Origin of the sequence: Enterobacter sp. UNJFSC 003, assembly GCF_036903355.1 — a bacterium.
Classification (GTDB): domain Bacteria; phylum Pseudomonadota; class Gammaproteobacteria; order Enterobacterales; family Enterobacteriaceae; genus Enterobacter.
In genome coordinates this window covers 1-293 of sequence record NZ_JBAKHK010000108.1, presented here as the reverse complement: position 1 = coordinate 293, position 293 = coordinate 1, and the positions used below count along the sequence as shown (strand labels likewise).

Annotated in this window: 1 protein-coding gene; it reads right to left on the bottom strand. The window is 48.1% G+C overall.

Translation table 11 applies throughout. The annotated features are described in order from the left end of the window. A partial coding sequence (locus V5P19_RS23320; protein WP_334407909.1) for an NlpC/P60 family protein occupies positions 1-293 on the bottom strand: 293 nt, incomplete at both ends.

The following is a 293-nucleotide window of genomic DNA, read 5'->3' as shown; positions in this document are numbered from 1 at the left end:
CTATGCTTCATCGCTTTTTTAAGAGAAACAATCTGGACGCCAGCGCCTGTCGCTTCTGCAACGTTATTATCACCCAGAAAGATTGCAACGTGACTCACAGAGGAAGTGCTGAAGACGCGGATTCCAAATGAGGTTACCCCAAGGCTTGAGGAGAACAGCAAATCGCCGGGTTTGAGATCAGGTGCCGTTATTTCTTTTATTGATTGTTCGGTGAAAGAGCTTTGATGCTGGAATTTGACAGCCCATGTTTTTGCCTCGGCATCTACTGCTGTGGCTGATGGGTCTGGCTGGCT